The sequence below is a fragment of the Thalassotalea sp. HSM 43 genome (assembly GCF_004752005.1).
Lineage (GTDB): Bacteria > Pseudomonadota > Gammaproteobacteria > Enterobacterales > Alteromonadaceae > Thalassotalea_A.
On the sequence record NZ_CP038493.1, the window covers coordinates 2,809,272 to 2,830,178 of the forward strand.

General features: G+C 43.9%; 11 protein-coding genes and 3 tRNA genes. 11 read left to right on the plus strand and 3 right to left on the minus strand.

Annotated features, from left to right (window positions below; genetic code table 11):
- Window positions 1-56 precede the first annotated feature (56 nt).
- Window positions 57-980 (plus strand): RNA polymerase sigma factor RpoS, encoded by a 924-nt coding sequence (gene rpoS / locus E2K93_RS12170; RefSeq protein ID WP_228445292.1) that lies wholly within the window; start codon window positions 57-59, stop codon window positions 978-980.
- Between the two features lie 87 nt (window positions 981-1,067).
- On the opposite strand, the gene mutS is transcribed toward rpoS, so the two are convergent.
- Window positions 1,068-3,635 carry a DNA mismatch repair protein MutS gene (gene mutS, locus E2K93_RS12175; RefSeq protein ID WP_135439363.1) on the minus strand — a complete coding sequence of 856 codons (2,568 nt, stop codon included), beginning with the start codon at window positions 3,633-3,635 and terminating at the stop codon, window positions 1,068-1,070.
- 393 nt (window positions 3,636-4,028) lie between these two features.
- Here mutS and recA point away from each other — a divergent pair, with 393 nt between their 5' ends.
- A complete protein-coding gene (gene recA, locus E2K93_RS12180) occupies window positions 4,029-5,054 on the plus strand; it encodes a recombinase RecA (RefSeq protein WP_135439365.1) in 1,026 nt (341 codons plus the stop codon).
- Window positions 5,055-5,132: 78 nt separating this feature from the next.
- Here recA and E2K93_RS12185 read toward each other — a convergent pair whose 3' ends face one another.
- Window positions 5,133-7,088 carry an alpha/beta hydrolase family protein gene (locus E2K93_RS12185; protein WP_135439367.1) on the minus strand — a complete coding sequence of 652 codons (1,956 nt, stop codon included), beginning with the start codon at window positions 7,086-7,088 and terminating at the stop codon, window positions 5,133-5,135.
- Between the two features lie 194 nt (window positions 7,089-7,282).
- Here E2K93_RS12185 and metA point away from each other — a divergent pair, with 194 nt between their 5' ends.
- Together metA and metH are read left to right on the plus strand one after the other, a co-directional pair.
- The gene (gene metA / locus E2K93_RS12190; RefSeq protein ID WP_135439368.1) at window positions 7,283-8,194 is read left to right on the plus strand and encodes a homoserine O-acetyltransferase MetA; all 912 of its coding nucleotides are present in this window, start codon (window positions 7,283-7,285) and stop codon (window positions 8,192-8,194) included.
- A 39-nt stretch (window positions 8,195-8,233) separates the two neighbouring features.
- Complete coding sequence (gene metH, locus E2K93_RS12195) at window positions 8,234-11,920, plus strand: methionine synthase (RefSeq protein WP_135439369.1); 3,687 nt, start codon at window positions 8,234-8,236, stop codon at window positions 11,918-11,920.
- 151 nt (window positions 11,921-12,071) lie between these two features.
- Here the strand turns inward: metH and E2K93_RS12200 are convergent, their stop codons facing one another.
- Window positions 12,072-15,359 carry a S41 family peptidase gene (locus E2K93_RS12200; protein ID WP_135439370.1) on the minus strand — a complete coding sequence of 1,096 codons (3,288 nt, stop codon included), beginning with the start codon at window positions 15,357-15,359 and terminating at the stop codon, window positions 12,072-12,074.
- Between the two features lie 226 nt (window positions 15,360-15,585).
- Here E2K93_RS12200 and E2K93_RS12205 point away from each other — a divergent pair, with 226 nt between their 5' ends.
- From E2K93_RS12205 to E2K93_RS12235, 7 genes are all read left to right on the plus strand, one after another.
- Window positions 15,586-16,047 carry a regulatory protein RecX gene (locus tag E2K93_RS12205; RefSeq protein WP_189637766.1) on the plus strand — a complete coding sequence of 154 codons (462 nt, stop codon included), beginning with the start codon at window positions 15,586-15,588 and terminating at the stop codon, window positions 16,045-16,047.
- A 14-nt stretch (window positions 16,048-16,061) separates the two neighbouring features.
- Entirely contained in the window at window positions 16,062-18,683 is a 2,622-nt protein-coding gene (gene alaS, locus E2K93_RS12210; RefSeq protein ID WP_135439372.1) for an alanine--tRNA ligase, read from the plus strand.
- A 16-nt stretch (window positions 18,684-18,699) separates the two neighbouring features.
- The gene (locus E2K93_RS12215; protein ID WP_135439373.1) at window positions 18,700-19,917 is read left to right on the plus strand and encodes an aspartate kinase; all 1,218 of its coding nucleotides are present in this window, start codon (window positions 18,700-18,702) and stop codon (window positions 19,915-19,917) included.
- 135 nt (window positions 19,918-20,052) lie between these two features.
- On the plus strand, window positions 20,053-20,247 hold the full coding sequence (gene csrA, locus E2K93_RS12220) for a carbon storage regulator CsrA (RefSeq protein WP_135439374.1): 195 nt from the start codon (window positions 20,053-20,055) through the stop codon (window positions 20,245-20,247).
- A 173-nt stretch (window positions 20,248-20,420) separates the two neighbouring features.
- Window positions 20,421-20,513: transfer RNA gene (locus tag E2K93_RS12225), tRNA-Ser, on the plus strand.
- Between the two features lie 16 nt (window positions 20,514-20,529).
- Window positions 20,530-20,606: transfer RNA gene (locus E2K93_RS12230), tRNA-Arg, on the plus strand.
- A 171-nt stretch (window positions 20,607-20,777) separates the two neighbouring features.
- Window positions 20,778-20,854 (plus strand) — tRNA-Arg (locus E2K93_RS12235).
- Window positions 20,855-20,907: the final 53 nt, after the last annotated feature.

Consider the following 20,907-nt stretch of genomic DNA (forward strand, 5'->3'; position numbering starts at 1 on the left):
AAAAAGAGGCACGAGTGAACGTTTAATAATAATTCCGCGGATATTGGGAGATGTCGATGGATAATGCAAAAAGTACTACAGGCGCTGCAGTTGCAGAAGCAACTAAGACTACTGAAAAGAAAATCAGCAGCGAAGACACTGCATCAAATTTAGATGCAACTCAGATGTATTTGAGCGAGATAGGTTTTTCTCCGCTACTAAGTGCAGAAGAAGAGGTTTTCTTCTCCAGAAAGGCACTTAAAGGCTGTGAAGCATCCCGAGCTCGAATGATTGAAAGTAATCTCCGACTAGTCGTCAAAATTGCACGACGATATAACAATCGCGGTTTACCATTATTAGACTTAATCGAAGAAGGAAACTTGGGCCTTATTCGCGCAGTCGAAAAATTCGACCCAGAGCGCGGCTTCCGTTTCTCTACCTACGCAACCTGGTGGATCCGTCAAACCATTGAACGGGCCATTATGAATCAAACCCGAACCATTCGCTTACCTATCCATGTGGTTAAAGAGCTAAACGTATATTTACGTGCTGCCCGCGAATTGGTGCAACAGTTAGATCATGAGCCAACCGCCGAAGAAATTGCCAGTAAATTAGAAGTGCCTGTTGCTGATGTCAGCAAGATGCTTAAGCTAAATGAGCGTATTACGTCAGTTGATACTCCGTTTGGTGGCGAATCAGACAAAGCATTGTTAGATGTTATTGCCGACGAGAAGAGCCAAGGCCCTGAATCTGATTTACAAGACTCAGATATTCGTCAAAATATTGTACATTGGTTGAATGAACTAAATTCTAAGCAACGTGAAGTATTAGCTCGTCGTTTCGGTTTACTTGGCTATGAGCCGGCAACATTAGAAGATGTTGGTCATGAGATTGGCCTAACCCGTGAACGCGTTCGTCAAATTCAGGTAGAAGCATTAAAACGCTTACGTGATATCTTATCTGCGCAAAACTTGTCTATCGAGTCATTGTTTCAGCAGTAAGCTCAAGCACACTAGATTGAACAAAAAAGAGCCGCCAGTTTATTGAACTGGCGGCTCTTTCTTTTGCAGCTTATCGTAGCTATTTCGCTATAACGATTTTTTTAATTGATACAGTAAATCAAGTGCTTGTCTGGGGCTCAAATCATCGATATCTAGGCTGTCTAGCTGCTCTATGATTGGGTGTGCCTCATTAAACATATCGACCTGCATCGTATCGCTTGGCGCTTGCGACAATATTGTTGGTTTTGCTTGGCTTTCTAGCTCACCTAAACGCTGCTTCGCGCGAGTTATGACGACTTTAGGTACACCGGCCAATTGCGCAACTTGCAAACCAAAACTTTTCGACGCTGCCCCTTCTTGCACTGCGTGCATAAAGACAATAGAGTCGCCATGCTCAATGGCATCTAAATGCACATTGGCAAGATTATCCATTTGCTCGGCCAATTCGGTTAATTCAAAATAATGACTGGCAAATAAGGTAAATGCTTTTGAGTTTAAAGCCAGATATTCAGCACAAGCCCAGGCTAACGATAAGCCATCGTAGGTGGATGTACCACGACCAATCTCATCGAGCAGTACCAATGACTTATCCGAGGCATTATTTAAAATATTGGCTGTCTCGGTCATTTCGACCATAAAGGTTGAGCGGCCACTTGCCAGATCATCTGAGGCGCCAATACGGGTAAAGATGCGATCCACTATGCCTATGGTCGCGCTGTCGGCAGGGACAAAGCAGCCAACATGAGCGAGTAGGGTGATCAATGCGGTTTGTCGCATATAGGTTGATTTACCACCCATATTTGGACCGGTAATGATCAACATTCGACGCTCATTATTTAATTCCACCGGGTTGGCGATAAAGGCGTCTTTACTGACTTGCTCAACCACTGGATGACGACCAGCATTAATGTGTATGCCGGGTTCATTGGTCAATGTTGGCTTTTGATAATTTAATGTTTGCGAACGTTCAGCAAAGGTATTGAGAACATCGAGTGTAGCGACCGATTGCGCACATGTTTGCAATTGTTCGATATGATCAGCGATAAGATCAAATAACTCATCATAGAGGCGTTTTTCTAAGGCCAAATAACGACTTTGCGCGGTTAAAACCTTTTCTTCGTGTGATTTTAACTCTTGGGTAATAAAGCGTTCGTTATTCTTTAAGGTTTGCCGGCGAATATAATGATCGGGCACATCTTGTGACTGGTTGCGGCTGATCTCAATATAAAAACCATGAACTTTATTGTAGCCAACCTTCAAGGTAGAGATACCGGTTTGCTCTCGCTCTTTGGCTTCTAATTGCGCAAGGAACTCGCTAGCGCCTTTGCTTAAACCACGTAATTCGTCTAACTCGCTGTGATAACCTTCGGCAATCACCCCGCCGTCTCGTATTAATACCGGTGGGTTATCGATAATCGCTTCGCTCAACAATTGCTGAACATAGTCTATCGGTGTGACTTGCTCTGATAATTGCTGCATCAATGTAGATTGACATAGGCCGCTCAATTCATTGAGCTCGGGTAATAAGGTCAGTGCATTACGCAATCGTGCAAAGTCTCGTGGGCGTGCACTGCGCAAGGCGATGCGTGAGACAATACGTTCAATATCGCCCATACCTTTAATGACATCAAACAAGTCTTCTTGGACATCGATATCTAGGATGCTACTAATGGCGTCTTGACGTTGCGCTAAGGTATCGATATCGCGTAACGGAAAATGTAGCCAGCGTTTTAGTAAACGAGAGCCCATAGCCGAGGCGCTTTTATCAAGTACCGATGCCAAAGTGTTATCGACCGTACCCGATAGGTTGACGGTTAATTCAAGGTTTTTACGAGTTGCTGCGTCAAGAATAACGCCTTGTGAATAGGCTTCAGCTTTGATACTGCGAATATGTGGCAGCGCCGAACGTTGAGTATCTTTAACGTACTGCAATAAACAGCCTGCAGCGCACAAGCCAAGCGGATAATCGTCAACGCCATAGCCTGATAATGCCGTTGTTGAAAACTGCTCATTTAGCACTTTTTTAGCCGTTGCTAAATCGTATTCCCACTCTGGTCGACGTCGACTGCCTTTGATTTGTTCAATAAGTGCTTGTTGACTAAATGATTCTGGATACAGCAACTCGGCAGGATTCAATCGCTGCAATTCCGCCTGTAATTGTTCTTCTGTATTGGGTTCACAGATAACAAAGCGACCTGAGCTCATATCTAAATAAGCAACACCATAGCTATCTTGGTGCTCAAATACCGAGACCAATAGATTATCATGCTTGTCTTCAAGCAAGGCCTCATCTGAGATAGTGCCTGGGGTGATGATGCGCACCACTTTGCGTTCGACCGGACCTTTGCTAGTTGCTGGATCGCCTATTTGCTCACAGATAGCAACGGACTCGCCCAATTGCACTAATTTCGCTAAATAACCTTCTACCGCATGATAAGGGACACCGGCCATGGGGATGGCATTGCCGCCGGATTTACCACGTGCGGTCAGTGAGATATCAAGTAAGTCTGCGGCTCTTTTAGCGTCATCATAAAATAACTCGTAGAAGTCACCCATACGATAAAATAGCAGAATGTGTTTAAATTCAGATTTTATGGTCAAATACTGCCGCATCATCGGCGTCGGATTGGTATTTTTTAAGAGATCGTCTGTCATTTATTAACTTATTTTTATTGGCTTGGCCCTAAATTGTTAATGCCGGCAAAGGCTTAGGAATCGCGCTACGGGGCCGAGAAATATCTAGTGAAATTGGTAATCTAAAGATGTTAAAATAATCTGCAGTAAAGCGCAAAGTTGTTTTGCTCTACAACGCGTAAACTTTGCCAAGTAAAACTACTGTATAAATACTGAATTCCACTGTTGTAAACACTGTATTAAATCGTCTTTTAGCACTTTTTGATAAACTTGATGCGTATTTTATATTGTTATATATCAACGTCTTAGGTTGTATTTTGAACGATTTAAAGAAAAAGGTGTTGATACTGTACGATTATACAGTATACTATTTCTCAACTACTGGATAAATTATAAAAATTACTGGAGACAACAATGGATGCGAATAAAGAAAAGGCGTTAGCCGCAGCATTAGGCCAAATCGAACGTCAATTCGGTAAAGGTTCAATCATGAAATTAGGTGAGAACCGCAGCATGGACGTTGAAACAGTATCGACTGGTTCATTATCGTTAGACGTTGCATTAGGTGCTGGCGGTTTACCTATGGGTCGTATCATTGAAATCTACGGTCCAGAATCAAGTGGTAAAACCACATTAACGCTAGAAGTTATTGCTGAAGCACAACGCAACGGCAAAGTCTGTGCGTTTGTTGATGCTGAGCACGCACTAGACCCTATTTACGCTGAAAAGCTTGGCGTTAATATCGATGACTTACTTGTTTCACAACCAGATACGGGTGAACAAGCGCTAGAGATTTGTGACATGCTGACTCGTTCAGGCGCGGTTGACCTTATCGTGGTTGACTCGGTAGCGGCGTTAACGCCAAAAGCTGAAATCGAAGGTGATATGGGTGATAGTCACATGGGTTTACAAGCTCGTATGCTGTCACAAGCTATGCGTAAACTTACCGGTAACTTGAAACAATCAAACACCATGATGATTTTCATTAACCAAATCCGTATGAAGATTGGTGTAATGTTCGGTAACCCAGAAACGACGACCGGTGGTAACGCACTAAAATTCTACGCGTCAGTACGTTTAGATATTCGTCGTATCGGTGCGGTAAAAGAGGGTGACCAAATTACCGGTAACGAAACGCGTGTTAAGGTTGTTAAAAACAAAATTGCACCACCATTCAAACAAGCTGAGTTCCAAATCATGTACGGTGAAGGTATCAACAACATTGGTGAGTTGATTGACCTAGGTGTACAACATAAGCTGGTTGAAAAAGCCGGTGCTTGGTATAGCTGTAACGGTGAACGTATTGGTCAAGGTAAAGCTAATGCATGTAAATTCTTGAAAGAAAACACCGCAATGGCAAAAGATCTTGATGCTAAGTTACGCGCTATGTTGTTAACGACAGTTAAGGACAGTGAAGAAGAAGCGGTTGAAGTTGAATAACATTAACGCTTAATCTTACAGATAAAAAAAACCGCTCTTAAGAGCGGTTTTTTTATGTCTTATTTAGTGGTGTAACCATTAACCACCAATGTGTTGATTAAGAAAGTCGATGACTTTTTTGTTTGCTTTAACACGGTTAGATTCGATTCTAAAACCATGGTATTCATCATCCACAAACAAGGTTTCCACTTTACGATCCATATCTTCTAATCGACTGGCTAAATCTTCAGCATGCTCGATTGGTGTGCGATCATCTTCAGAACCATGAATTAATAGCACTGGTGTTTTCAGTTTGTCTAAATTGTAATATGGCGATTGGCTACGTAATGTTTTCTCATCATCACTGATCGCTTCATTTAGATAATCTGCACCATAGGCTGAGTCAGGAATGTCACCTCGATCATAAGCCGCTTCTAGTTCAAAGATACCAGCTGCTGCAATAGAACACTTATACAAGTCCGGTTCCACTATAGAGCTTTGTAGCGCCGAGTAAGCGCCAAAACTCCAACCGTAGATACACAGTTTGTTGGCATCTGCGATACCGCTATTTACAGCCCACTTTGTCGCATCGATGATGTCATATTGAATTTCGGTACCCCATTTTTTATCACCCATGTGCATGAAGTTTTCGCCGAAACCGTCTGACCCTCTAAAGTTAACTTGTAATACGGCAAAACCGTTAGAGGTTAGGGTTTGTACGTGAGAATCATAACCCCAATAGTCTCGTGCTCTTGGGCCACCGTGTGGCATAACCACCAATGGTAAGTTTTTACCGTCAATATTATTCGGCAAGCTAATATAGCCTAGTAATTCAACACCATCTCTTGCTTTAAACCTAAACGGTTCCATTGCCGATAGTTCTTTTGTCTCCAACCACTCATAGCTCTTGAACAAGAACTTCGCTTTGTTTTCAACCGTATCGTATAAATAGAAGGTACCAGGGTTTCTATCGCCGTGTGTTAATACAACGACGGTTGAACCGTCTTGTGTGGTACTCGTGATATCAACAGAGTCACCTTTGAAAGACTTATAAAGAATTTGATGAACATTGGCTAATGGTACTTTTTTAGTAAACATTAGGTAATTTGAATAATCTTCATCAATTTTAATGCCGTAAGGTACGCGGTCTCTGTCATAAAGCATACGGCTTATAACGGCGGTCTCACTTTTAAAAACCTTACTAGATTTTTTCTTTTTAAAGTTATACGAGTACAAGGTACCGTTGTCGCCATCATCAAAGAGGGTGTAGTAAAGCTTGTTATTGTCTGCGCTAAAACCGTAGACGTCGACTTTGTCTTTGGCAAAATCCACATCGATATCAAATGGGAAATCGCCCCATTCACCGCCAGGTTCGCGGTAATAAAGCAACGTATCGTCATAACCGACCGTGCCTTTGGCAAAACGAACTTCTTTATCGTGATCAAGCCAGAATCTATTACCACGACCTGGTGATTTCATAATGCGTTTTTGCGCACCGGTATAAACGTTAAGACGAACTAACTCTGGTGCACGTTGTTCTTGATGTCTTGCTCTTAACCAAGGGCGAACCATGATTAAGATGTTATCGTCGTCGCCATCTAGAGTATCAACGACCGTACCGTAACCACTGAAGGTTTTACGCTTTGATGTTGAACCAACGTCACCGTTATGATTATTTGAGAAGATAGGTTCACGTCTACTACCATCGTAGTTTATGGCAAATAAACGACCTGTCAGAGCCTCTACGCCTAACGCACCGGTCTCAGTCAATAGCGAGACGACGACGCGCTCGTTATTCACCCAGTGGTAATTACCGACACTTTCTTTACCACCCATGATTAAGGTAAATACCAGCTTTTTGGATTCTGTTTCCATAAATGCCAATACATATTCGCCTTCATGATAGGTTCTAACGGCCAAGTGTTTTCCATCTGGAGATATTTTTGCGGAGGTGTACATAGGCTTTTTGGCATACTTAGCAAGCTCTTCTAGATCGGCTGCCGATGCCTGTGCTCCTATGAACATAAACAAGAATAGGGTAATAAACTTCTTCATAACTTCCCTTTTTATTATTTTGGAATGTGATTGTATTCTTGAAATCTTCAAGAAAGTGTTTCGATTTTACACACATTTAACATTTCTTTACAAATTGACGGTGTAATTATTTTTATAGACGTCTAAACGTTTAGATGTTGACATTTCCAGATGGTTAAGTAGTATTAAGCACAATGCAATATGGGAAATAGTCGATGCCAATAAAGATACCGGATCAGTTGCCAGCGTTAGCGGTACTGGCCAATGAAAACATTTTTGTGATGTCGGAGAACCGAGCGATAAACCAAGATATTCGCCCGATGCAGGTTGCTATTCTCAATTTGATGCCAAATAAGATAGAAACCGAAGTGCAAATATTGCGCATGCTTTCTAATACACCACTACAGATCAATGTTGATTTAGTGCGGTTGCATTTAAACGAGTCGAAGAATACGCCTAAGGCACACATGGATGCGTTTTACGTATTGTTTGAAGACATTAAACACAAAAAATATGATGGTTTAATTGTCACAGGGGCACCACTTGGCCAGCTCGATTATCAACAAGTGACGTATTGGCCCAAAATCGAAGAGGTATTCGCGTGGGCGGATGCCAATGTGACGTCGACTATGTATTCATGCTGGGCGGCTCATGCGGCGTTGTATTACCATTATGGCTTGCAACGTGAGTTGAGAGAGCAGAAGTTATCCGGGGTCTATTTGCATCAAACGCTTGACGATTTAGAGCCGCTAACACGCGGCTTTGATGAAGAATTTAAAGTACCACATTCTCGATATGGTGAAGTGCCAATAGCAGATTATCATTCTATTGATGGCTTGAATGTGCTTGCCGAATCGCACCAAGCCGGTGTCTATTTATCCGCCAGTGATGATAAAAAACATGTATTTGTTACTGGCCACCCGGAGTATGATGCAAGTACCTTAAAGGATGAATATCAACGAGACATCAGCGCGGGTATCGATGCCTTTGTTCCAGTTAACTATTTTATCAATAATGATTTCGAGCAAAAGCCAAGCAATAGTTGGCGCAGCCATGGCTGTTTATTGTTTAGTAACTGGCTAAACTACTATGTATACCAAATTACCCCATACGAACTTAATAATTAACTCAAGGCGTAGCCTTTTACCTGCTTTTCGGAAGTAACAGTGAAATCAGCAACCAGCATTTTATTAGAGCAACAATTAGCACAGCGTATCTTAGTTTTGGACGGTGCCATGGGCACGATGATCCAACAGCATAAGTTTGAAGAAAGTGATTATCGCGGTGAGCGTTTTGCCGATTGGCACTGTGACGTAAAAGGTAATAACGATTTATTGGTACTTAGCCAACCTGAAGTTATTGCTGATATTCATCGCCAGTATTTATTGGCCGGTGCCGATATTATTGAGACCAATAGCTTTAACTCAACCACCATCGCTATGGCGGATTACGACATGGAGTCGTTAAGTCGTGAGATCAACTTGGTATCAGCACAGATAGCAAGACGTGTAGCGGATGAAGTGACAGCGCAGCAGCCTCATAAACCTCGCTTTGTTGCCGGTGTGTTAGGGCCTACTAACCGTACCTGTTCAATTTCTCCTGATGTCAACAATCCGGCATTTCGTAACGTCTCATTCAATGAGTTGGCCGAGGCGTATGTAGAGTCGACCGAAGCATTGATTGAGGGTGGCGCCGATATCATTATGATAGAAACCATCTTTGATACCCTGAATGCCAAGGCGGCCATTTTTGCCATTGAAGAAGTGTTTGCCAAACGTGGTCAGCGACTACCAATAATGATATCAGGAACCATCACCGATGCATCGGGTCGCACCCTGTCGGGACAAACGACCGAAGCATTTTACAATTCTATGCGTCATGCCAATCCGATATCGTTTGGTCTTAACTGTGCGCTCGGTCCCGTTGAGCTGCGTCAATATGTTGAAGAGTTAAGTAATATCTCTGATTACGCGGTCAGTGCCCATCCAAATGCCGGTTTGCCTAATGCTTTCGGTGAATATGACTTCACCGTTGAGGACATGAACGCGCACATCAAAGAATGGGCCGAGTCTGGCTTTTTAAATATTGTAGGTGGCTGTTGTGGTACCACGCCTGAGCACATTAAAGGCATCGCGGATACCGTAGCAAACATCAAACCACGACCTATTTCGCCTCGTAAAACGGCGTGTCGATTATCAGGTTTAGAAGCATTAACCATTGATCAAGACAGTTTGTTCGTAAACGTAGGTGAGCGCACCAACGTCACCGGCTCGGCGATTTTTAGACGCCTGATTACCGAAGAAAAGTACGACGAAGCGATTTCGGTTGCTTTACAACAAGTTGAGAATGGCGCTCAAATCATCGATATCAATATGGATGAAGGCATGCTCGATAGTCAGGGCGCCATGGTTAAGTTTTTGAACTTAATTGCCGGTGAGCCTGATATTGCTAAAGTGCCTATCATGTTGGACTCGTCTAAATGGGAAATCATTGAAGCCGGGTTGCAGTGTATTCAAGGTAAAGGCATCGTTAATTCCATTTCATTAAAAGAAGGCGAGCAAATATTCCGCCACCAAGCGGAGCTTATTCGTCGTTACGGTGCGGCGGTTATTATCATGGCCTTTGATGAAGTTGGTCAGGCGGATACGAAACAACGCAAAGTGGAAATTTGTACTCGAGCCTACAATATTTTGGTTAATGAACTGAACTTTCCGCCGGAAGATATTATTTTCGATCCCAATATTTTCGCCATTGCCACAGGTATCGAAGAGCATAATAACTACGCTGTCGATTTCATTGAAGCAACCAAAGTTATCAAAGACACCTTGCCTTATGCCATGGTGTCTGGTGGTGTATCTAATGTGTCTTTCTCGTTTCGTGGTAATAACCCGGTGCGAGAGGCGATTCATGCGTCGTTTTTATATCATGCCATTAAAAATGGTATGGACATGGGGATTGTTAACGCTGGCCAATTAGCCATATATCAAGACATTCCTGAAAACCTATTAAAGGCGGTTGAAGACGTTGTTCAAAACAGTGATGACGGCGCAACCGAGCGCTTGCTTGATGTCGCCGAGGAGTTTCGCGGTCAAGCTGGCAGCAAAACCAATGTGGTTGATTTAGCATGGCGTGAATTGCCCGTTAAAGAACGTTTGCAGCATGCCTTAGTCAAAGGCATTAATGAGTTTATCGTCGAAGATACCGAACAAGCTCGTGTTGAAGCGAGCAGACCATTGGACGTTATCGAAGGGCCATTGATGGATGGCATGAACGTAGTAGGCGATTTATTTGGTGAAGGGCAAATGTTCCTACCGCAGGTGGTAAAATCCGCTCGTGTTATGAAACAAGCTGTTGCCCACTTGCAACCGTATATTGAAGCCGAAAAAACCGAAGCCTCAACCAATGGTAAAGTGCTGTTAGCCACCGTTAAAGGCGATGTGCACGATATTGGTAAAAACATCGTCGGTGTGGTGTTGCAATGCAATAATTACCAGGTTATCGACTTAGGGGTGATGGTGTCCTGCGATAAGATATTGCAGGTAGCAAGAGATGAAAACGTCGATATAATCGGTCTTTCTGGCTTGATCACACCAAGCTTAGATGAAATGGTTCACGTTGCTAAAGAGATGCAGCGTCTCGACTTTGACTTACCTTTATTGATCGGTGGCGCAACGACATCTAAAGCCCATACTGCCGTTAAAATAGAGCAGCAATATCAACATCCTGTGGTCTATGTGCCAAATGCATCTCGCTCGGTATCCGTGGTTAACTCCTTGCTGACACCAGAATTGAAAGGCGATCTGGTCGCTAAAATCAACAAAGAATACGAAACCGTACGTGCACGCCACAATAAAAAAGGGCCGCGCAGCGATTTGTCGACCTTTGATGAGGCGAAAGCCAACAAATTTGCCTTATCTTTCGACCACTACACTCCACGCAAACCAAACAAAACCGGTGTCACGGTTTTAGATAATCTCGATTTAAATGAAGTCAGAAAGTACATCGACTGGACACCGTTTTTCTTAACTTGGCAATTGTCTGGCAAGTACCCGAAAATTCTTGAACATGAGCTTATCGGCGAAGAAGCAAGAAAGCTGTTCGCCGATGCAAATGCGATGATAGATCAGGTTATTGCCGATAAGAAGCTGCAAGCCAAGGCGGTTATTGGTTTGTTTCCAGCAGCCAGTATCGGTGAAGATATAGAAGTATATAGTGATGATGACAAAAACCATCGATTGACTACATTGCGCAACCTTCGTCAACAAACGAAAAAGAAAGCAGGGCAATATAACCGTTGTTTAGGTGATTATATTGCCAGTAAAGACAGCGCTATTGACGATTACATTGGTGCCTTTGCGGTGTCTTCTGGCTTTGGTGCGGATGAGTTGGTGGCTGAATATGATGCTAAGCACGATACGTACAATTCCATTTTATTAAAAGCAGTGGCAGATCGTTTAGCTGAAGCATCAGCCGAATATTTGCACGAACGTGTGCGCAAAGAGTTTTGGGGTTATGCCAGCGATGAAAACTTTGATAACGAAGCGCTTATTCGCGAATCGTATCAAGGCATACGCCCTGCGCCGGGCTATCCCGCTTGTCCAGAACATACCGAAAAACGTACCTTATGGGAGTTGCTCGATGTTGAGACCAATATCGGTATGGAGCTGACCTCTAGTTTTGCCATGTGGCCGGGTGCTGCGGTGAGCGGTTGGTACTTTGCCCACCCAGACAGTAAATATTTTGCTGTCGCGAAAATCGACAAGCAACAAGCACAAAGTTATGCCGATAGAAAATCGATGAGCTTAACAGAGGCGGAAAAGTGGCTAGCGCCTAACTTGGATTACGGGCAGTAACATCATTTTTCATGGGGTCAGATCACTTGAAAAACATTGAAAATGTCATACGTTCAAGTGATCTGACCCCTTGAAAGTAAAATCAAGCAATCACGCAGTAAAAAAGGGCATCGAATGATGCCCTTTTTGTTGTCTTACTTTTTCACTGTGACTAGTTAATTTTATTGATATCCGCTGCTGGACCTTGTTTTGCCATAGGCTTGGCACTAAGCGGCTTAATTGGTTCGCTTTTAAGCTTGTTCAATAAGTATTCGATACCAGCATCTAGTTGAGCGTCACTGCCCATAAACGTTGCATATGGCAGGTTATCCACTTCAATATCAGGTGATACACCCGTTCCCTCAACAACCCATTCACCTTGCAGTGAGTATTGTGGCAGTTCGGCAACACGAGCCATACCATTGTCGGTTAAACGGTTACGACCGGTTAGCCATACACCAGCACCAGAGGTTTGTTTACCAATAAGCGGTGCAAGCCCTAGTGATTTAATGCCCGCTGAAAAGGTTTCACCGTCAGAGTAGGTTAACTGATCGGTTAGCACGACAAGGTGACCGCGGAATGTTTGCTGCATATTTGTGTAAGGAGCACTATTGCGCTCTTGCCAAAACATCCACGCTTGACGTAGTAGCTTTTCAATAATCCAACTGTCAATGTTACCACCTCGGTTGCGACGCACATCAATGATCAAGGCGTCTTTATCAAAATTAGCATAAAACTCACGAGCAAAACTGTTGATATCATTGGCGGTCATCGCATTCATATGCAGGTAACCGATATCACTGTTGCTGCTAGCAACTTTATTACGATTGTGATCAACCCAATCAAGATAGCGCAGAGCGGCATCCGTGCGCGCCGAAGTTGGCACCACGACTGTTTTGTGCGTCTTACCGTTACGCTCTAGTGTCAGCAGTACTTGTTTTTTCGCCTGGTTACGCAACGCTTGGTGCATCTCAACCAAGCTATTCACTTTTTTATTGTTGATGTGGGTAATGACATCCCCTTCAGCGGCATTTACTTCAGCCTTGGCAAGCGGTGCGGCAAAGGCTGGTAAGTCTTTATCGCCATCGTAAATGTCGTCAATCAATACACCGTTTTTCACTTCACCAAAACGAGCACCTAAGGTACTGCCTTTGGCGGAGTCTTTATCGACTGGCACATCGCCGCCACGCACTTGTGAGTGCAAAGCGTTTAACTCGCCCATCATTTGCGCAAAAATATCATTTAATTCACTACGTGCGGTAATGCGGTCAACTAATGGTTGATACTTTTTCTTGGTTGCTGCCCAGTCTAGACCGCGCATATTGGCATCAAACAAAAACTCTCGGTGCATTAGCCATGCATCCTGAAACATTTGTTGCCACTCATCCGCTGGAGAGAACGCCATTTGCCAGTGATTCGAGTTTATTTTCGATTTTTTCAGGTCTTTAGGGGCTTTGGCATTGGCATCAACGATGTATGTTTCCATCACATCTTTTGCACGCTTGGCAAACAAGATTTGTTCACCATTAGCAGCCAGTTGATATCCAAGTACACCGCCAGCAAAGGTTTCAGGCTTCGGCTCGATGTTGTCAAACTTAATGTACTTAATGTTTTTCGCCGAACCGGCGCTCTCTAGTACATACAAGCCTTTTTTACTTGCCGCAAGTGACGAGTAATTATTGTTCGCGACAGGCACTTGATACAACTTATCGGTTATGCCGTCCCAGTTGATGCTGACACTCTTGCTTTGTTTTTTGCTGTCTTTGTTGTCGTCTTTAGCATCTTTGTTTTTGCTGCCATTAACCTTGTCTAATTCCGTTGGTTTGCTAAATGGGAATTTGTCATCCTTGGTTAAGGCGTAGGCGAATATTTGTCCGCGCTTATCAAACGCTGGTCCCATATTACGATCACCCCATGGTGAACGCGGATTAGAGCTAAAGTGTCTGTTGGAAATAAAGTACAACCATTTACCATCAGCTGAGAAGGTCGGCGAGAAAGCTTCGTATTTATCGGAAGTAAGAAATTGCTCTTTATCGCCCGCCAGTGAATACAAGCGTATGCTTGAGCGTTGACGATCAACATGACTGCCAGCAAAGGCAATTAGCTTACTATCTGCAGACCAGGTGACCGAATCAAAGGCGCTAAAACCGCCGCCATTTTCCGCTATTTTTTGGTTCTTTTGTGTTTTCAGGTTAAGCAACCACAAGTTACCATCACGGTCATCATGGGCTAAATAGTTACCATTTGGTGATGGGTAAAGATTCCAACGAAAGCTACCACCGTCTTTGGTTAATTGTTTGCCTTGGCCAGAGCCATCAGCGGCAAAGCGCCAGATTTCGTTTTCGCCGCTGGCATCATTAATGGCGTAAACGTATTTGCCATCAACGGATAAAACTGCGGAACGCGTGCGACTTTGCGCTGGCGTATCGATTTCAACCAAACGCGTATTATTTAAGCCAGCCACCGCCAGTTTGCCACGAGCGGTAATAACGACTTTTTTAGCCTTGCCTGCAATGGCGGCGTTATTAAAGTACTTCATCGGCTTGTTTTCCCAGCGCTCTTGGCGCTCGGCAAAATCTGATACAAGAGAAATATCTAAGGTTTTGTCAGTGCTGTTATCCAGATTAAACTGATGGATATCCGCACCTAATTGATAGACAACTTGGTTGCCCTGATTTGAGGCGAGGCGAATCTCCCAATCTTGATGTTTGGTCAGTTGTTGTTTGTTATTGCCATCAAAGTCCATTGACCACAAGTTATCACTGCCACTGATGTCGGAGATAAAGATAACTTTGTCTTTATACACCATAGGCTCGCGTACCGATGCCATATGATCTTTGGTCAACGGTGTGGCTTCTTGTTTCGAGTTTAATGCCCAACGCCAGATTTGACCTTGTGCACCACCTCGGTAGACTCGTGAGTTGTCGCCAGTTACTTGCAAACCAAAACGGGTAAAAAATAGATATTTACCATCGCTGCTCACCGCACCTTCAATGGCATCAGACAATGGCAGTTCGGTGGTTTTTAAGGTGTTTGGATTAACGGTTTTAAGGGTCCAATAATTGGCAGGGCCAAAACCTGATGTGGTGGCATAAATCACTTCGCCATCGTGACTCCAACCTTGTACACGAACGCGCGCATTTTCAAAGGTCAACCGTTTTGGTTGACCACCATTGATTGGCATTGTGTAGGCTTCAAACGTTCCTTGGTAATTGGCAATGTACGCAATAGACTGGCCATCAGGGGAAATGCTGGCCATGGTCTCTTCACTTTCGTGAGTGGTTAAACGTTTGGCTGTTCCTACATTGGTATAGGTGTGCCATAAATCACCTTCGGCAGTAAAAACCACAGAATTATCATGGATGCTCGGTGCGCTGAAATAGCCTAGTTTATTGTCGGCTGCGGTAGTGGCTGAGGCGAATGCCATCAAACATAGGGCGATTGATTTTTTCAATTTCATAATATCCCTTAAAAACGATCTCTTGTTATTTTGAGCGCTTAGCGCTGATTGTAATAGTGAATTTTTATTGACCCGATTGTAGCTTGTAAAGTCGTTAATTTGTCAAAAATTAAAGGTTTTTTACATTTTTTCTCTGCCAAGTAGCAAAAGCATGGCGGCGCTACCTGTTTTTTTATTTTTATGTAGGTAAAATAGGCCAGTTTTCAATCATAAAAACAGGATACTCGTGTCAGACGATTCAGCGCCAGTTATTAACAAGGAAGTCAAAAAAGCCGCGTATAACTATTTGGCAAGGCGAGAACATTCATGTCATGAGCTTAGGCAAAAGCTCAAACAGAAAGATTTTGAATTGGATGATATTAACCTTGTTTTAGAAAAACTGATTGAACATGATATTCAAAGCGATCTTCGATATGCACAATGTGTTATCAGGCAACGCCTTGCAAAAGGCTACGGTCGTACCTATATCAGTAACGAATTAAAACAAAAAGGGCTTGCTTCAGATATCTCAAGTCAGGCCTTTGCCAGCGAACCAGTAGACTGGTTTGAATTGGCACAACAGGTTTATCATAAGCGTTTTGGCGATGTGCCAATTCGTGATCAAAAAGATAAAGCCAAACGAGTAAGATTTTTGCAATATCGTGGTTTTGATTTCGAACAAATCAGTGCCGCGATGACACTAGACTAAATTGGACGATGAAAATGATTAAATCCAGTGCCCAAATAAGACAGGCATTTTTAGACCATTTTGCTAAAGAGCAACACCAAGTAGTAGCAAGCAGCTCACTGGTGCCGGGTAATGACGCAACCTTGTTGTTTACCAACGCTGGAATGGTGCAATTTAAAGATGCCTTCCTGGGTGCGGAACAGCGCAGTTATACTCGCGCAACATCGTCGCAACGCTGTGTTCGCGCCGGCGGTAAACATAATGACCTTGAAAACGTCGGTTATACCGCTCGTCACCATACCTTTTTTGAAATGTTAGGTAACTTTAGTTTTGGTGACTATTTCAAACATGATGCGATTCGTTTTGCTTGGTCATTCTTAACGGAAACCTTGCAGTTGCCAGTGGATAAACTATTGGTCACCATTTATGACACCGATGACGAAGCGTTTGCTCTTTGGAACGAAGACATTGGCGTGCCAGCGGACAGGATCATTCGCATTGGTGATAAGCAAGGTGGTAAGAAGTTTGAATCTGATAACTTCTGGTCGATGGGTGATACTGGCCCATGTGGTCCTTGTACTGAAATCTTCTATGATCACGGTGAACATATCTGGGGTGGTCCTCCAGGTACACCTGAAGAAGACGGTGACCGTTTCATCGAAATCTGGAACTTGGTATTTATGCAGTTTAATCGCCATGCTGATGGCACCATGGAACCACTGCCAAAGCCGTCAGTAGATACCGGCATGGGGCTTGAGCGTATTGCTGCCATTATGCAAGGCGTTCACTCCAACTATGAAATTGATATTTTTCAAGGCTTGATTAAAGCCACCGCCGAGTTGCTAAATGTCGATGATTTAGATAACAAATCATTGCGCGTTATTGCCGATCACATTCGTTCATGTAGCTTTTTAATCGCTGATGGTGTGATGCCATCAAACGAAGGTCGCGGCTATGTATTGCGCCGTATTATTCGTCGTGCAATTCGTCATGGTCACATCATGGGGGCCAAAGATGTCTTCTTCTATAAGTTAGTTGCTGCTCTTATCGTGCAAATGGCTGACGCATACCCAGAGCTAATTCAGCAACGCAGTGTGTTGGAAAAAATCCTTAAGGTGGAAGAAGAGCAATTTCGCAGAACCCTTGACCGTGGTATGAATTTATTAAGCGATGTCATTGCCAACCTTAAAGGCAAAACCATTGATGGCAAAGATGTCTTCAAACTTTACGACACCTATGGTTTCCCAGCGGATTTAACCGCCGATATCGCCCGCGAAAACAACATTGAAATCGACCAACCAGGTTTCGACAAAGAAATGCAGGCACAGCGCGAACGTGCGCAAAAAGCCAGTAACTTTGGTTCCGATTACAATGAGTCGTTAAAGTCAGATAAAACCTCACAGTTTGAGGGATACGACAAGCACCGTTATAACGCCACGATTGTTGAAGTGTTCAACAGTGATGGCGTAGTAAATACACTTAAAGCCGGTGAGAAAGGTGTCGTGGTTCTCGATAACACGCCGTTCTACGCAGAATCTGGTGGTCAGGTTGGCGATACGGGTACCATCACGACCGATGCTGGTGTATTTGTTGTTAGCGATACGCAAAAGTTAGGCAATGCCATTGCCCATCATGGTCAAGCGCAAGCGGATATTCAGCTCAATGCTGCTGCTGAAGCCGTCATTGACTCTGAGCGTCGCAGTAACATCATCAAAAATCACTCAGCGACACATTTATTGCACTCAGCATTACGCACCGTATTGGGTGATCACGTGACGCAAAAAGGCTCTTTGGTTGATGATCAAAAATTACGTTTTGACTTCTCACATTTTGAAGGTGTAACCGCTAAAGAATTGCGTCAAGCCGAACGTATGGTTAATGAAGAGATTCGTAACAATCACCCGCAACACGCTGAAAATATGCATATCGATACCGCCAAAGAAAAGGGCGCGATGGCTTTATTTGGTGAAAAGTATGAAGATGAAGTGCGAGTTGTCACCTTAGGCGGCACCTCTACTGAGCTGTGTGGTGGTGTGCATGTTGAGCGTACCGGTGATATTGGTGTCTTTAAAATCGTATCTGAAGGTGGTATCGCCGCCGGTATTCGTCGTATCGAAGCGGTAACCGCGGATGTGGCTCTTGATTTTATTGATGCTCAAGCTGACAAATTAGCCGCGATTGCTGGCATGGTTAAGTCAGATGCAGCGAACACCTTGACCAAGGTCGAGCAGGTTATTAGCAAATCAAAACAGCTGGAAAAAGACATCACCACCTTGAAGCAAAAACTAGCCGCCGCAGCAGGCTCTGATTTGCTCTCTCAAGCGATTGATATCAATGGTGTTAAAGCATTGATTGCCGATGTTGAAGGCAGTGATCCAAAAGCATTGCGAGATATGGTTGACGATCTGAAAAATAAAATGGGATCCGGCGTTGTTATGTTGGCACTGGCCAATAACGGCAAAGTGAACCTTATTGCTGGTGTTACCAAAGATCTAATCGGCAAAGTAAAAGCCGGTGATTTAGTGAAAATGGTTGCCGAGCAAGTTGGTGGTAAAGGCGGTGGACGTCCTGATATGGCTCAAGCCGGCGGTAGTCAACCTGAGAATATAGCGCCAGCGCTTGCCAGTGTTGAGTCTTGGCTAGCAGACAAGTTGTAATGGACGTAACTGCTTAATGGCAATCGTTGTACAAAAATATGGGGGAACCTCTGTAGGTTCCCCTTCTCGTATAGAGAAAGTGGCAGAGCAAATCATTGCCACGAAAAATCAAGGGCACTCTGTGGTCGTGGTCGTTTCTGCCATGGCTGGAGATACCAACCGCCTAGTTGATTTAGCGTCTCAAGTCGACCAAAACCCATCTCCTCGAGAATTAGACATGTTACTTGCCGCAGGTGAGCAAGTGTCTATTTCGCTGCTGTCGATGGCGCTTATTAAGCGAGGTTATTCAGCAATCTCGTTGCTAGCACATCAGGCGGGGATTCATACCAATAACCGATTCAATAAAGCGCGCATTAAAGACATCGATACTAGGCGCATGTTAATCGAACTTCAGCAAGGCCATGTGGTGGTCGTCGCTGGTTTTCAAGGCATGGACAGTGAAGGCAATGTCACCACGTTAGGTCGCGGCGGTTCAGATACAACGGCGGTAGCAATTGCCAGTGCATTACGTGCTAAAGAGTGCCAAATATTTACCGATGTTGATGGCGTCTACACCACAGATCCTCGAATTGAAGCCAGCGCGAAAAAACTCGACCATGTTAGTTTTGAAGAGATGCTGGAAATGGCCAGTTGTGGTGCAAAAGTACTACAACCTCGAGCGGTAGAATTTGCCGGACAAAATAAAATGCCGTTGCGGGTGCTGTCGAGTTTTACCGATGGCGATAGCGATGGTACGCAGATTTGTTATGAGCCAGAAGTTGATCGTCAACATCCGGTCACAGCGATTGCATGTCAAGACGATGAAATACTGTTCTCGGTTAAATCAATGCTGCCACTTAGTGAGCTCAGAACACGTTTGTTCGCCGAGTTGGCCGAAGCTGATGTCGAAATTGATATGATTTCTCATCAAGCTAATGCGCAATCAAAGGATCTTAATTTCACTATCGCACGTAAGGACTTGGTAGCCGCAGAGGATATCTGTAAAGAATTCGTCAGCGTGAAACTTATTAGTGCTTACCACTGTCTTAAACAATTGAGCAAGGTATCTGTGATAGGTAACGGTATGCGTTCTCATTGTGGCGTAGCGGCAGGTGTGTTCGCGACTTTGCAGCAACAGGCCATCGATGTGTTTTTAGTCTCTACCGCAGAAATAAAATTGTCGGTACTGATGAAACAAGGCGATGCGCCGCTTGCGATTAGCTCATTAACTAAAAAGTTTAATTTAAATGACTAGTTTTATTAGGCTTTTAGGATATTTTTGCTAAATTTACTCTTAGTGGTAGGGAAAATAAATCAGTGCTGTTCATCGGCTACTGATTCTTGTTAATATACCGCTTGATTTCTGACAAAATGAAAAGGGAGCAGTAGGATGCTTATTTTAACACGTAGAGTTGGTGAAACTCTTATGGTAGGTGATGATGTAACTGTCACCGTTCTAGGGGTCAAAGGGAACCAAGTTCGCATTGGTGTCAATGCGCCGAAAGAAGTTTCTGTACATCGTGAGGAAATCTACATGAGAATCCAAGCCGAAAAGGGCGATCCGGATTCTGTAGGTAACCAATAATCTTTCTCAATAGCAAAGGGCGTCACGTTACATTACGTTAATGCGTTGTAACCCTTTCATGCATTTGGGCTCGAAAAATATGCTGTCTGTTTGAAATATCAGCAATCAGTAAAAAAGACGAAAAAATCCGTTGACATATTTTTCCAATCCATTAATATGCACGCCATCGAAACGGTGAGGTGGCCGAGAGGCTGAAGGCGCTCCCCTGCTAAGGGAGTATACAGTTTGTAGCTGTATCGAGGGTTCGAATCCCTCCCTCACCGCCATTCGATACTAGATTGCGGACACGTAGCTCAGCTGGATAGAGTACCTGGCTACGAACCAGGCGGTCGCAGGTTCGACTCCTGCCGTGTCCGCCACTTTTCTCAGAGTGGATAAATAATTGAGGGACTTTAAAGCTGGTTATCCAGGTGTTACCTGGCGCTAATATAAGAGCCCAGACGGTTGCAGTTTGACTCAACCAAGTCCGCCACTTTTCTCAAAGTGGTTAAATAAATGAGAGTGAGGTATCACTTAAATCTACCGACCGCGGACACGTAGCTCAGCTGGATAGAGTACCTGGCTACGAACCAGGCGGTCGCAGGTTCGACTCCTGCCGTGTCCGCCACTATTACGAGAAACCGACTTTGTATAAGTCGGTTTTTTATTCGCTAATCAAAA

Excerpts from the sequence above, each read along its gene's own strand:
- E2K93_RS12200 (WP_135439370.1), bottom strand. The coding sequence starts at position 15,359 with ATGAAATTGAAAAAATCAATCGCCCTATGTTTGATGGCATTCGCCTCA.
- E2K93_RS12215 (WP_135439373.1), top strand. The coding sequence starts at position 18,700 with ATGGCAATCGTTGTACAAAAATATGGGGGAACCTCTGTAGGTTCCCCT.
- csrA (WP_135439374.1), top strand. The coding sequence starts at position 20,053 with ATGCTTATTTTAACACGTAGAGTTGGTGAAACTCTTATGGTAGGTGAT.
- mutS (WP_135439363.1), bottom strand. The coding sequence starts at position 3,635 with ATGACAGACGATCTCTTAAAAAATACCAATCCGACGCCGATGATGCGG.
- metA (WP_135439368.1), top strand. The coding sequence starts at position 7,283 with ATGCCAATAAAGATACCGGATCAGTTGCCAGCGTTAGCGGTACTGGCC.
- E2K93_RS12185 (WP_135439367.1), bottom strand. The coding sequence starts at position 7,088 with ATGAAGAAGTTTATTACCCTATTCTTGTTTATGTTCATAGGAGCACAG.
- recA (WP_135439365.1), top strand. The coding sequence starts at position 4,029 with ATGGATGCGAATAAAGAAAAGGCGTTAGCCGCAGCATTAGGCCAAATC.
- alaS (WP_135439372.1), top strand. The coding sequence starts at position 16,062 with ATGATTAAATCCAGTGCCCAAATAAGACAGGCATTTTTAGACCATTTT.
- rpoS (WP_228445292.1), top strand. The coding sequence starts at position 57 with ATGGATAATGCAAAAAGTACTACAGGCGCTGCAGTTGCAGAAGCAACT.